The organism is Halomonas sp. XH26 (assembly GCF_024138895.1).
Lineage (GTDB): Bacteria > Pseudomonadota > Gammaproteobacteria > Pseudomonadales > Halomonadaceae > Vreelandella > Vreelandella alkaliphila.
This window is the reverse complement of sequence record NZ_CP071889.1, coordinates 1,335,734-1,349,081: the sequence shown is the minus strand read 5'-3', so window position 1 is coordinate 1,349,081 and position 13,348 is coordinate 1,335,734. Positions and strand designations below refer to the sequence as shown.

Annotated in this window: 14 protein-coding genes; 5 read left to right on the top strand and 9 right to left on the bottom strand. The window is 50.4% G+C overall.

The features are described from left to right. Positions 1–19 precede the first annotated feature (19 nt). Both J4377_RS06230 and J4377_RS06225 read right to left on the bottom strand, forming a co-directional pair. Complete coding sequence (locus J4377_RS06230; RefSeq protein ID WP_253487429.1) at positions 20–1,696, bottom strand: methyl-accepting chemotaxis protein; 1,677 nt, start codon at positions 1,694–1,696, stop codon at positions 20–22. 14 nt (positions 1,697–1,710) lie between these two features. After that, positions 1,711–2,136, bottom strand: coding sequence for an arsenate reductase ArsC (locus tag J4377_RS06225; RefSeq protein WP_038482976.1), 426 nt, complete (start codon positions 2,134–2,136; stop codon positions 1,711–1,713). A 154-nt stretch (positions 2,137–2,290) separates the two neighbouring features. Between J4377_RS06225 and arsH the strand changes: the two genes are divergently transcribed. From arsH to J4377_RS06200, 5 genes are read left to right on the top strand one after another with little or no spacing between them, the layout of a single operon-like run. Then, positions 2,291–3,010: an arsenical resistance protein ArsH gene (arsH, locus tag J4377_RS06220; RefSeq protein WP_095602241.1), complete on the top strand. Its 720-nt coding sequence runs from the start codon at positions 2,291–2,293 to the stop codon at positions 3,008–3,010. A gap of 15 nt (positions 3,011–3,025) precedes the next feature. Then, complete coding sequence (gene arsB / locus J4377_RS06215) at positions 3,026–4,093, top strand: ACR3 family arsenite efflux transporter (protein WP_038482970.1); 1,068 nt, start codon at positions 3,026–3,028, stop codon at positions 4,091–4,093. 15 nt (positions 4,094–4,108) lie between these two features. Beyond that, a complete protein-coding gene (locus J4377_RS06210) occupies positions 4,109–4,780 on the top strand; it encodes an NADPH-dependent FMN reductase (protein WP_038482967.1) in 672 nt (223 codons plus the stop codon). A gap of 17 nt (positions 4,781–4,797) precedes the next feature. Next, complete coding sequence (gene arsC, locus J4377_RS06205) at positions 4,798–5,205, top strand: arsenate reductase (glutaredoxin) (protein ID WP_198350134.1); 408 nt, start codon at positions 4,798–4,800, stop codon at positions 5,203–5,205. 40 nt (positions 5,206–5,245) lie between these two features. Continuing rightward, positions 5,246–5,539: a CC/Se motif family (seleno)protein gene (locus J4377_RS06200; RefSeq protein ID WP_038482962.1), complete on the top strand. Its 294-nt coding sequence runs from the start codon at positions 5,246–5,248 to the stop codon at positions 5,537–5,539. Between the two features lie 10 nt (positions 5,540–5,549). On the opposite strand, the gene arsJ is transcribed toward J4377_RS06200, so the two are convergent. The 7 genes from arsJ to J4377_RS06165 all read right to left on the bottom strand — a co-directional run bounded on the left by arsJ (position 5,550) and on the right by J4377_RS06165 (position 13,308). After that, positions 5,550–6,761 (bottom strand): organoarsenical effux MFS transporter ArsJ, encoded by a 1,212-nt coding sequence (arsJ, locus tag J4377_RS06195; RefSeq protein WP_253488115.1) that lies wholly within the window; start codon positions 6,759–6,761, stop codon positions 5,550–5,552. A 16-nt stretch (positions 6,762–6,777) separates the two neighbouring features. Next, positions 6,778–7,824, bottom strand: a complete 1,047-nt coding sequence (locus tag J4377_RS06190; RefSeq protein WP_253487427.1) for an ArsJ-associated glyceraldehyde-3-phosphate dehydrogenase — start codon at positions 7,822–7,824, stop codon at positions 6,778–6,780. Between the two features lie 156 nt (positions 7,825–7,980). Then, positions 7,981–8,820, bottom strand: coding sequence for a phosphate ABC transporter ATP-binding protein PstB (gene pstB, locus J4377_RS06185; RefSeq protein WP_038482956.1), 840 nt, complete (start codon positions 8,818–8,820; stop codon positions 7,981–7,983). A gap of 26 nt (positions 8,821–8,846) precedes the next feature. Continuing rightward, positions 8,847–10,013 carry a phosphate ABC transporter permease PstA gene (pstA, locus tag J4377_RS06180; RefSeq protein ID WP_038482953.1) on the bottom strand — a complete coding sequence of 389 codons (1,167 nt, stop codon included), beginning with the start codon at positions 10,011–10,013 and terminating at the stop codon, positions 8,847–8,849. A gap of 18 nt (positions 10,014–10,031) precedes the next feature. Beyond that, the gene (gene pstC / locus J4377_RS06175) at positions 10,032–11,282 is read right to left on the bottom strand and encodes a phosphate ABC transporter permease subunit PstC (protein ID WP_038482950.1); all 1,251 of its coding nucleotides are present in this window, start codon (positions 11,280–11,282) and stop codon (positions 10,032–10,034) included. Between the two features lie 151 nt (positions 11,283–11,433). After that, positions 11,434–12,447, bottom strand: a complete 1,014-nt coding sequence (locus tag J4377_RS06170) for a substrate-binding domain-containing protein (RefSeq protein WP_038482947.1) — start codon at positions 12,445–12,447, stop codon at positions 11,434–11,436. A 129-nt stretch (positions 12,448–12,576) separates the two neighbouring features. Continuing rightward, the gene (locus J4377_RS06165; RefSeq protein ID WP_038486613.1) at positions 12,577–13,308 is read right to left on the bottom strand and encodes a sulfite exporter TauE/SafE family protein; all 732 of its coding nucleotides are present in this window, start codon (positions 13,306–13,308) and stop codon (positions 12,577–12,579) included. Positions 13,309–13,348 lie beyond the last annotated feature (40 nt).

Sequence of the window (13,348 nt, the reverse complement as noted above, 5' to 3'; positions counted from 1 at the left end):
CCGCGCCTTGCCATACTGATCATGCCAAGGCGCGTTTATCCTCCCTATCGCCATACTTTTCTGAAGTGGCCAATGTCTGCCAGTCCAACGACCTGGGCGCCTCTGTAACTTCACTGATATCATCATGATTATTGCTAAGCTGATCCTCAACCATGCGAAATTGACCAGCATATTCACGCATTTTCAGAGCTTCTTGAGTTAGTCCTTCAGCACTTTGTGCCGCGTGATTGACCAGCTTCAGCGTATCTTGAGTTGTCATATCAATTTGCGTGACCGCCCTGTTCACTTCCTCAATACCACGTCGCTGCTCTTCCGACGCACTGGCTATCCTTGCCATCAACTGCTCTACCTGAGTGGCCGACTGCATAATATCGCGCGTATGCTCACCCGCTTGCTGAGATAACTCACTCCCCTCCTCAACACTCTGGCGAGATGCTTCAATACGCGACCGAATTTCATGTGCCGCATCAGCACTGCGCGTTGCTAACGCTCGTACTTCGCTGGCCACCACAGCAAAGCCACGCCCGTGCTCACCCGCACGCGCTGCCTCAACAGAAGCATTCAAAGCCAGAATATTCGTTTGGAAGGCAATGCTTTCAATCATGGAAATAATGCTTTGTATTTCTTCGGAGTGCTTGTTAATGGCCTGCATAGTCGCTATGAACTGGGCAATCACTTGATCACCTTGCTGCGCTTTATGAGCGACACCCGTCGTCGCTTGACTCACATGCGCCGCACTTTCTGCATTCTGATTTACGGTTGCGGTTAACTGCTTGAGGCTTGCCGCCATTTGCACGAGTGCGGATACTTGCGAGTCAGTTTGCCCCGCCAATTGTTGGCTTTGAGCTGCCATGACTTGGCTATCGGTGTAAACCTGTTGGCTGCTGTTGTTAAGATGGTTCACCGTCGACGTCAGCGAATGCTGCATGTTTGCCAATTCGCTAAACAACAGACCAATTTCATTCGCGGCATGGGCTTCGACTGGCGTTGATAAATCGCCCTTGGCAATGCGTTGAAAGTGCTGCGTTATTGCACGCAAAGGCTGCAAAACATTGTTACGCACGCCCCATACCACTAACGCTATGACCAGCATTGCCACAACAACAACGCCAAGCACCCCCCAAAATAGTAGCGACGATACTTTTTGAAAGCGATCAAGCAGCCCAGCGCCACGGGCGACCGAATAACCGTAGAAGGCTTCCGCAGCAGTCACAAACTGCTGACTACTCTCATCCACGCGAGACTCGCCAGATAGGAAGCCTCGAACATCGCGCTCTTCCAGCATCATCATTTGCAAACTTAAATTATTATTAACTAGTGAGTGGAAATTATTCGCCAACTGATCCACAAGCTCAAGCCGCTCATCCTCAGCAAAACTCGAGTAGAAAGCGTTAAAGCGGGCTGAAGCCGTATTCAACAAGCTCCCGGCTTCCTCTAACAAAGGTTCTGGACGCTCAAAAGAGGGAGTACGAATTAGCTCAGCAGCTCGGTTCATTTGTATACGAGCACGCAGCAGCTGGGTATAGGCCCCGTTAAGCTCACGTACCTGATTCATGTCTCGTTGCTGCAGCGACGTAAACGCCTCACGGCCAAAGTGATTGGCAAATAACCCCAACCCACCAATTGCCAATATGAGACAGGTGAAGGTCACTAACACCAGCGCCCAGCTTGCTTTAACGCTTAAACTATTCACCATACGCATAAATTCTTTCAACCACGTGGCTGATCATGAGCATGCAGGGACAGCCATAGCTGCAGACGCCGACGGATTTCTAATAGCGCTTGCTCGTATGCATCTAGTTTACTAATTAGCCTCGGATCACGAATATCCCAGAAAAGCACTTCTCTGGCGCGCCCTTGCCAGTCTCTGCAAACCTGTTGCGCCTTGTCGCAAAGTACAATGACAAAGTCGAAGTACTCGTCCTCAAACTCATCCAGTGACTTACTACGCAATCCTTCCGTATCAAGGCCCTGTTTATGCAGTGCCTCTAACGTTAGCGCATGGGGTTCATCTGGCTCGGAACCTGCGCTAAAAGCATCAAAACGATCACTTGCCATCTGGCGAAGCAGCGCTTCTCCCATCAAAGACCGTGCAGAATTGGCATTACAAAGGAACAGCACGCGGCGCTTTGGCATAAATAAATGACCTCTTGATGGGTGTAATTTAAGCAATTTACGCCTTCAAGATGACGTCATTATTGCAGCCTGCTAGTTACCGGTACAAATATACGAAAAAACATATATCATAACGATCAATAACCACTTCTTCGACATAAAAGGAGCACCGCCAATGGCATTGCTTGATGATTTACCCAACGTGGACAGCCGTCTGTTTAAAGCTCCCAATCATGAAACATTGAGGCTTCCCTCGAGTGACCAACCTGCCCCCAAAATCCTGCTGCTTTACGGTTCACTGCGGGAACGCTCATTCAGTCGATTAGCCGTTGAAGAAGCCGCTCGGCTACTCAATGCAATGGGGGCAAGTACAAAGATTTTTGATCCGCGGGGCTTACCCCTGCCGGATGCGGAAGATTCAAGTCACCCTAAAGTGGATGAGCTGCGTACACTGGCACAGTGGGCCGATGGCATGGTGTGGTGCTCACCTGAACGCCACGGTGCAATGACTGGCATTATGAAAGCACAAATTGACTGGATTCCTCTTGCCTTAGGCGGCGTTCGCCCCACCCAGGGTAAAACGCTTGCAGTAATGCAGGTGTGCGGTGGCTCCCAGTCATTTAACACGGTAAATCAGCTGCGTATTTTAGGACGCTGGATGCGCATGGTGACGATTCCAAACCAGTCATCGGTACCTAAGGCTTTTATGGAGTTTGATGACAACGGTCGCATGAAGCCTTCTCCATTTTATGACCGCATTGTTGATGTTATGGAAGAACTGGTGAAGTTCACACTGCTGGTTCGTGAACGCAGCGATCTGCTAACCGACCGTTACTCCGAACGCAAAGAAAGCGCTGAAGAAGTCTCCAAACGCGTCAGTCAACGTGCTATTTGATCAGGGAGTGGCTTTATGACGACCCAGAGCAACACATCACCCACTAGTGCCGATATGGGGCTGTTTGAACGCTACCTTTCCGTATGGGTAGCAATTGCCATTGTCGCAGGGATTGCACTTGGGCAGTTCGCTCCTGCAGTGCCAGAGGTGTTATCACGGTTTGAGTATGCCCAGGTCTCCATTCCGATTGCAGTATTAATCTGGGCGATGATTTTTCCCATGATGGCGCAGATTGATTTCAGTGCTATTGCAGGAGTGCGCCGCCAGCCAAAGGGCCTAACCATTACCACCACTGTCAATTGGCTGATTAAACCCTTCACAATGTTCGCCTTGGCCTGGCTGTTTTTCATGGTGATTTTTCAGCCATTTATTCCTGAGGAACTGGCCAGTCAATATCTAGCGGGCGCCATATTATTGGGGGCAGCTCCCTGCACCGCGATGGTATTTGTATGGAGCTACCTGACTCGAGGTGATGCGGCTTACACGCTGGTTCAAGTAGCTTTGAATGACTTGATTATGCTGTTTGCCTTTGCGCCGCTTGTGGTGCTGTTACTAGGAATCTCAAATATTCAAGTGCCCTGGGACACGGTTATTTTGTCGGTGGTGCTGTACATCGTGATTCCACTTGCAGCGGGCTATTTCACCCGTAAAACACTGATCGCCAAGCGCGGCACCGAGTGGTACGACAGCGTGTTTATGAAGCGCGTTGGCCCAATCACGCCCATCGGGTTAATCATTACGCTAGTGCTTCTATTCGCCTTCCAAGGCGACGTTATTCTGAACAATCCGCTGCATATCGTATTGATCGCTATTCCTCTGATTATCCAAACGTTTTTGATCTTCTTTATCGCGTATGGCTGGGCCAAAGCGTGGCGTGTGCCGCACAACATCGCTGCGCCTGGCGCAATGATCGGCGCCAGCAACTTTTTTGAACTGGCGGTCGCAGCTGCCATTGCACTGTTTGGCTTACAGTCAGGCGCCGCGCTAGCCACAGTAGTTGGTGTTTTAGTTGAAGTGCCGCTTATGCTCGCACTGGTACGCATTGCCAACAAAACGCGTCAGCATTTTCCTGAAAACGCATAACAAAGAGATACTCGGATGGCACATTACTTAGTTTTTCTCGGTTCAACTCGAACCTCTACGCCGCCCGCCCCTGCTCGTTTAGGCGAGCGGGTATCCCAGGCGTGCAAACGCCTACTTAGCTCGCTACCCGATACAACGGCAGAGGTTATAGACCCGCTAACGTTAGACCTTAACGGCCCTTTCAAGCCACATTTTGCTTACGCAAAAACAGCGGTTCCCGATGATCTTGAAGCTCTTGCAGGCAAGATTGAACAAGCCGATGGCTACGTGATGGTCAGCCCCGAATATAACCACTCCATGAGCCCGGCGCTGAGCCATTTGCTGAATCATTTCGGTGCATCACTGTTTGCATTCAAACCCAGCGCTATCGTGACTTACTCCATGGGGCAATGGGGAGGCGTGCGTGCCGCCGTTAGCATGCGCGCATTTCTATCTGAGCTTGGCTGCCTGCCAGTGTCCGCCATGATCCATATACCTAAAGCGCAGGAAGCGCTGAACGATGACGGGGAGTTTGCCCAGGAGCAAGAACGCTGGGAAAACTATTTTGGGCGCGCGCTAGGGCAATTAACGTGGTGGGCAGAAGCGGCTAAGTCGCACAAAACCGAGCAAGACCCCACAACGCTATCACCTGCGTTTACTAAATCGCCAGCTCAGCGCAATGCACCTACAACCGATCTTTCCACCTAACCAAGAGATAACTCACCATGTCAGTCACCATCTACCACAACCCTAACTGCGGTACTTCGCGCAATACGCTGACAATGATCAAGGCATCGGGCGAAGATCCCGAGGTAATTCACTACTTGGAAACACCTCCCAGCCGAGAGCACCTAGTAGCGCTACTCGCGATGATGAAGATATCACCGCGAGAACTGCTGCGCCAAAAGGGCACCCCTTATGATGAGCTCAAATTGGATGACTCTTCGCTAGACGATGATCAGCTGATTGACGCCATGATAGCGCACCCGATTCTGATCAATCGTCCTATCGTCATTAGCCAAAAAGGCGCGCGCTTATGTCGCCCATCCGAACTAGTATTGGAACTGCTTGAGCAGCCCGTTGCACACTTTACCAAAGAGGATGGCGAAACCGTCTACTATCCCGCGAGCTAATACAGGAACCAAATGCCAGAACAATAGTACGGGGTGAACAATGAACCATGTCATTGATATCGACAGCAACGCCGTCGACTTCATCAAACAACAAGGCGGCGTTGTGACCGTCCGCCTCTCCCCACGGTACGGCTGCTGCGGAGGCCTCGCCAATCTTGCGGTAGCTGAAGCGCACCATCCAGAAGATACCCAACACTATCAGCACCATATTCAAGATAGTGTTTCGATCTATATTGATCCCGACCTTGCTAACCAAGGGCTGCGCATTGGCGTTGAAGGTTGGTGGAAATTGCGCCACCTTTATGTGGATGGCGCGGCGTTATCAACAGACTAAACAATGGCCTTTAGGCAACCTGCTTTGGCAACGCCAGTGCCATCACTGAACTGGCTATCACTAAGGCCGCCGATACCCAAAGACAGGCGCTCAGCCCGTAAGCCATATACAACCAGCCTGACAGCAACGTTCCCACCAAACGCCCCATGGCGTTGGCCATATAGTAGAAGCCAACATCCATCGAGACGCCATCGGCACGGGCATAATGAACAATCAGGTAACTATGCCAGCTGGAATTAATCGCAAATAGCACACCAAACGCTAAAAGCCCGACCACCAGCCAACCTACCTGCGCCAGCGGTAGTAACGCCAACAAAATCGCTAGTACCGCTAAAGCGGCTGCCCAGCCTGCGGTTAGCGCGCGGGCATCCCCTTTAATCAATCGGGTAAGTTTAGGTGCCTGAGTTTGTACCCCACCGTAGCCAATAATCCATGCTGCCAGTAATCCCCCCACTGTCCAATGAGTCCAGCCGTGCTGGTCATATAAAAACACCGGCAACGCCACGACAAACCAGACATCCCTAGAAGCAAACAAGCAAAAGCGCGCCGCTGAAAGCACGTTGATGGCACGAGACTTGGAGAAAATCTCCGAAAACTTGGGTTTTACTTTTTGGCGCCCTAAGTCTGCTTTTAAGCGCCATAAAGAGACCAGTAATACCGCGCTAAGCATCACCGCCATGGCAATCACCGCGCCTCGGAAACCAATCAGCGTCAGTAACAACCCGCCGATAAAAAAGCCTAGGCCTTTCAATGCATTTTTAGAACCGGTCAGCATCGCTACCCAGCGGTAGAGAGAGCTATTAGCGTTGGCACTCTCTTTAGGCACCAATACTTTGACCGCACTTTTAGCACTCATTTTATTTAAGTCTTTGGCAATGCCAGACAGCGCCTGCGCCGCCATCACCCAAACAACAGTGAGCATCCCTGCGGGCACCATCAGCATGGCAAGCGCAACAATTTGTAGCCCCAACCCCACATTCATCGTGCGGTTCAAGCCTAACCGCGCACCAAGCCAGCCGCCGACCAAGTTGGTCACTACGCCAAACGCTTCATAGAACAGAAACAGCATGGCAATTTGCAGCGGCGAGTAACCTAGCTGATGGAAATACATCACCACCAGCATGCGCAGCGCGCCGTCGGTAATGGTAAACGCCCAGTAGTTGCCAGTGATCAACATGTATTGGCGAACTTCAAACGGCAGCGCTCTGACTCGAGCGCGCATTTTGAGAAACAGCGAATCAGCCACGGTCCATCTGCTCTTTAACTGTCTTCTCACCAGCTACCATTAGCGCCAACTCGGCCGTGCGGTTGGCATAGCCCCACTCGTTGTCATACCAGGCGTAAAGCTTAAGCTGGGTGCCATTGACCACCATGGTAGAAAGCGCATCAATAATGGAGCTGCGCGGGTCAGTGCGATAATCAATCGATACCAGCGGGCGCTCTTCATAACCCAAAATACCGGCGAGCCCTCCCTCTGCGGCCGCCTTCAGCGCTTGATTGACCTCTTCCACCGTGACCTCGCGCTCAAGCTCAAACACCATATCGGTGAGCGATGCATTGGCCAGCGGCACACGAATGGCATGACCATTCAGCTTTCCTTCCAGTTCGGGAAAGATGGCTGTAATTGCTTTTGCAGAGCCCGTTGTCGTTGGAATCAAACTCATACCACAGGCGCGAGCGCGACGTAGGTCTTTGTGCGGCGCATCTAGAATCGTCTGAGTGTTGGTAATGTCATGTACCGTCGTCATCGAACCATGGCGAATACCAAAGGTTTCCTGAATCACTTTAACTACTGGGGCTAGGCAGTTTGTGGTGCAGCTAGCGGCAGTCACGATTCGATGCTGAGCGGGGTCATAAAGATGATCGTTGACACCTACCACTACGTTCAGCACGCCCTCTTCTTTAATCGGTGCACTAACCACTACGCGCGCAACGCCTTGATCAAGATATGCCTGGAGCTTGGCGGTTTCTTTCATTTTACCCGAGCACTCGATGACCACGTCACAGGCAGACCAGTCACTATCGGCAATCGCCTTATTGGCGCTAAACGCAACAGTTTTACTATCTAAAACAATCGCATCGTCGCAAGCTGCAATCCCTTCGCCAGGAGACCAGTGGCCATGCACCGAATCAAACTCAAGCAGGTGGGCAAACGTTGCTGAATCACCGCCTGGGTCGTTAATACGCACAAGCTCTACTGCCCCAGCTTCGACTTCAGTCCATAAGCTTCGCAGTGCTAATCGACCAATACGACCAAACCCGTTAATACCGATACGTAATACCATGGGGCCTCCTATTTAGATAAACGTATACATGAACGTCTAAATAAATGAATAGGTGAACAGTGCGAAAATCGTAATTCTAATATACGAAAAAACATATATGAGAAATTAAAAAAATGCCTGCAGGCTAGCTTGGCGCTGGCCTGCAGGCAGTCTTAGTTAACCGTAACGACCGGAGATATAGTCTTCGGTCTTTTTCTGTGCCGGGGTTGAGAACATCACTTTGGTATCGTTGTACTCGATGATTTCTCCCAGGTGGAAAAATGCCGTGTAGTCGGCTACCCGTGCGGCCTGCTGCATATTATGCGTCACGGTAACAATGGTGAACTGCTCTTTCAGCTTGTCCATCAGATCTTCGATCGTTGCTGTAGAGATCGGGTCCAACGCAGAGGTAGGTTCATCCATTAAAATTACATCTGGTTGTACTGCAATCGCTCGGGCAATACACAAACGCTGCTGCTGGCCGCCAGATAATGAGGTGCCTGGCTCCTGCAGTTTATCTTTCACTTCATTCCACAGGCCTGCATCACGTAACGCTTTCTCAACAAGCTCATCCTGATCTGCCTTACGACTTACTAAGTCATGCATACGCGGTGCGTAGGCAATATTTTCGTAGATCGACTTAGGAAAAGGGTTTGGCTTCTGAAAAACCATGCCAACACGACGGCGCAAAGCTACTTCATCCATCTTAGAAGCATTGACGTCCTGCCCATCCATTTCGACCAACCCTTCGGTGTGCACACTAGGAATTAGGTCATTCATGCGGTTTAGACAGCGCAAAAAGGTCGATTTACCGCACCCCGAAGGGCCAATCAGTGCGGTCACATTCTTCTGAAACAGATCAATATTTAGCCCTTTTAACGCTTGGGTTTTGCCGTACCACAGGTTCAAATCACGAACGCGGATACTTAAATCATGGCAAGCCTTTTCATTACGCGTATAAGGCTGCCCTACGTCGGGCAGGTTCTGCTGGTTCATGACAGGTACATGGCTGTTCATAGTAATGTCCTCTATGACGTGCTGGCCTACCAGCGACGCTCAAATTTCTTACGTAGTACAACGGCAAAGGCGTTGAGTGAGATAAGTATGGTGAGCAGCACTAAAATACCGCCAGCAGTTTTTTCTACAAACGCCTGCTCTGGCTCACCTGACCAGGTAAATATTTGAGCTGGCATTACCGTTGCGGCATTAGTAAATGAAGCCCCTACATCAGGGATAAATGCCACCATTCCAACAATAATTAGCGGTGCTGTTTCCCCCATCGCCTGTGCCAAACCGATGATAGAACCGGTCATGATTCCCGGCATCGCCAAGGGGAGAACATGATCACGGACTACCTGCCAGCGTGAGCACCCTACTCCAAACGCCGCATGGCGAATGGAATCCGGCACGCTACGAAGCGCCGTACGCGTAGAGATAATAATCACCGGCAGCGTCATCAGCGCTAAGGTCATACCACCTGCCAGTGGCGAAGAACGCGGCACCCCAAAGAAGTTAATAAAAATCGCTAAGCCCAGCAAACCGAACAGAATCGAAGGTATGGCAGCTAGATTGTTGATATTAATTTCAATTGCTTGGGTAAAGCGGTTATCTGGCGCAAATTCTTCTAAATAAATCGCTGTCATTACACCAATGGGAAACGCAATCAGCAGGGTAACGATCATCGTCATCACTGTGCCAACAACCGCCGACAAAATGCCTGCATTCTCAGCAATTTTTGAATCACCAGAACCAAAAAACGTTTTATTGAAGCGTAGATCCACTTGGCCGGCTGCTACACGCTCCTCAATTTCTGCCTTTTCTTGATCGCTGAGGCGATTGCGATGCCCTTTTAGATATTGATCTACTTCACTGTTCGCTAACATCCAACGTTGCTCTGACGTACCGATTAGCTCAGGGTTGTTACGCAGTTGGAGCGGAATTACCCTCACCTCAGTGCGGCTAATCAGCGGTATCAAGTCTTCATCAAATGCTTGTCGGCCATCGCGGCTAGCTTCTTCTGAATAACGAATTTCCGTATTGATGTACGCCTGCTGGAAAGCTGGCAACCCTTTGCTCAACATATCAGCAAAGAACAGCACCAAAAACAGACCAGCCAAACCCAGCGCCCCCATGGATACCCACTTCAAGCGTGCCGACTTACGGTGACGCCGCTTAAGCTGCTGGCTGATCTCGTCAAAAGTATGGCTCATCGAATCAGTTCCTCGGCGTTACAGGTTATTTACGCGGTATTTTTCACGGAAGCGGCGAATCATTAAGACTGAGACTAGGTTGAGTGTCAGCGTCACCGCGAATAGCACCAAGCCCAAAGCAAACGCTGAAAGCGTTTCTGCGCTTTCAAACTCCTGATCGCCAGTAAGAGCCGCCACAATGCGCACCGTCACTGTCGTCATGTCCTCTAATGGATTCGCTGTTAGATTAGGTCGCATCCCCGCAGCCATTACCACAATCATTGTTTCGCCTAGCGCTCGCGACATACCAAGCAATGACGCAGAAATAATCCCAGGTAAAGCAGCAGGTATGACCACATCACGAATGGTCTCGCCTTTCGTCATCCCCAGTGCGAGCGAACCTTGGCGCATGCTGTCTGGCACAGAGTTAATGACGTCGTCGGAAAGCGATGAAATAAACGGGATAATCATAATTCCCATCACTACACCGGGTGCGACGGCATTGTTATAAGAGGCATCTAAACCAAAGAACCCTGCAATGTTTACAATAATTGGGGCAACGGTAATGGCAGCAAAGAAGCCATACACCACGGTTGGAATGCCCGCTAACACTTCAAGTACAGGCTTAGCGACAGTACGAACCCTAGCAGGCGCATATTCCGACATATAAATAGCTGAGAGCAGCCCTACCGGCACTGCCACCAACATCGCAATAGCAGTGATCATAAAGGTGCCCGCAAATAGCGGCACTGAACCAAATTCTGCACCGCTGCCGTCACCACGCCCTGCCGATGCTAAAAAGCTCGCACCTGGATTCCATGTTGTGCCGGTAATGAACTCCCAGAAGCTATGCATCTGAAAAAAGCGTAAAGCTTCTGAAATAATTGAGAATAGTATTCCGAAGGTTGTGAAAATCGAGATCAAAGCCGCGCCCGCTAAAATCCACCGGATAACGCGTTCAATGGCTTGGCGCGCGTGGAACTGAGGTTTTACCTGAGCAACACCTACGGCGAGACCAGCGGCGGCCACCACAAGACTAGCGGCAAACAAATAAAGCGGGGGTATCTCAGCGCCTAGCAGCAACAAAAGCAAAGAGCCGACTGCACCCACTAGCACTGCTGGCCCTGCGGTTGAGAGAACAGCAAACCATGCATACTGATCTGGCTGCGCATACATCGCAGCCCCTGACGCGCGTACACGGGAAGCCTTTGCGCGGCCAATAAAGTAGGCCGCTAGCCCAAGCAGCAAGAGCACAGTGCAAAAGAGTAGAAGTAGCTGGTTAGTTTGCATCGAATTTCTCTCGCATCACCTAATGAAATCGTGTTGGCGACCACTTTGGAGTAAAAACATGACAGCAATGTGACAAACACCAAGATATAGCCAACTCAAACTAAAAGGCCGGTAGCTTATGCTACCGGCCTTTTGTATCTAGCGTTCTAACTTACTTCAGGTCTTCAACAGTTAACTGAGCACGGTCAGCAACACGCTGACGAGCTTGCTCACGCTCAGCTTCGGGCAGCGGAATCAAGCCAATATCAACCAAGTAGCCATCACTGCCAATCATCAGCTCTTCCATAAACATGTTGGCATAGTCATACATTGGCGGTACTTCATCAGCGTGCTGGTTCTTGAGGTAGAACCACAGCGAGCGAGCAACTGGATATTCACCAGAACTAATTGCTTCTACTTCTGGCTCAACACCATTAATAGACGCGCCCTGGATAGTATCCGGGTTTTCAGTCAAGAAAGAGTATCCAAAGATACCGAACGCTTTAGTATCTTCAGACAAACGCTGAACGATCAAGTTATCGTTTTCGCCTGCATCGATATAAACGCCGTCTGAGCGGATTTCGGTGTAACCTTCGTCACCGTAAGCTCCCAACTCTTCTGAAGCTACTTCCATCACCAGCTCTTCAAAAGCATCGCGGGTTCCAGAGGTCGTGGGCGGCCCATAGATAGAAATCTCACGATCCGGTAGAGAATCGTCGATTTCGCTCCAGTTAGTGTAAGGGTTATCAACCAGCTCACCATCAACGGGGACCTGAGCGGCAACGGCTAGGAAAATATGTTCTAGGGTAAAGTCTGCTGCGTCGTTATTAGTTGATTGGCCAAGAACGATACCGTCAGAACCGATTTTAGCTTCAGTAATATCGGTAACGCCGTTCTCTTCACAGCGCTCAAATTCAGATGGCTTCATACGACGTGAAGCATTGGTGATATCGGGCGTGCCTTCACCTACACCATTACAGAACAAGCGCAAACCGCCACCCGAACCTGTTGACTCAATCACAGGCGTAGGGTTACCGGTAGTCGCACCGAACTCTTCAGTAACGTAGCTGGCAAACGGATAAACGGTACTGGAACCTACGATGCGGATCTGATCACGTGCCTGGGCAACACCGGCAACGCTCATTACGGCAGCCGCTATCACGGTCGTTTTTAGAATACGGTTCATGCGAAATACTCCTGTCGATGTAAGGTTTTGGCCTTCGCAAGACGTACTTTGCACCGTTTCAATGACAACTTTGTGACAGGACGTAACATCACAAAAATTTTTAATCCGAGGTACCGCATAACACTGGTACTAAATTAACAGCCCCAACGCAGCCAACGTACATAGCCCAAGCGAGACACCTTGTAGTAACCGCCTATCCAAGCGATGGGCAATCACATCTGCCAGCGCATTACCGATTAGCACTGCAGGTAGAAACGTGAGCGCTAATTTAAAATGCCAAGCGGATACCTGGCCCGCAAGCGCTAGCGTCATGAGCGTTAGAAGAGATGTCAGAATAAAGAAAGCGGCCAAATTGCCGCGCAGGCGATCAGGTGGAAAGCCATGCATTAGCAGGACGACTGGAGGACCACCGATGGCAGCCACCGTGCCAAAAACGCCTGACAGTATACCTGCCAGGAACAGCGTCACACGGTTTACCGGGGGATGAAAACGAAACAGCGTTACTATCACAGCAAACAACACGATAGCGGCGATCAGTTTTTCGAGCACCACCAACGGAGCAGTTAACAATAACCAAATGCCCAGCGCATTCCCTGGCAAGCGGCCAATCAAGGCAATGCCTATCGCGTCCAGGCGTATTTCTTGCCAGTAGTGGCGCACCATCAGCAATGAAACAGTAAACCCAAACAACACGAGCACTACCGGCACCAAACGTGGTTCTAGCATCAACAGTAGTGGTGCCCCTACCACTGCCAAACCGAAACCTGTCGCACGCTGTACGAAAGCACCCAGCATTAATACGGCAGAACAGGCTAGCCACACGCCAAGTGGCATGTCTATCCATGGCAACGAGTTATTCATTAAAATCAATCATCACACCTTTTCGCTAACATCAATCAGC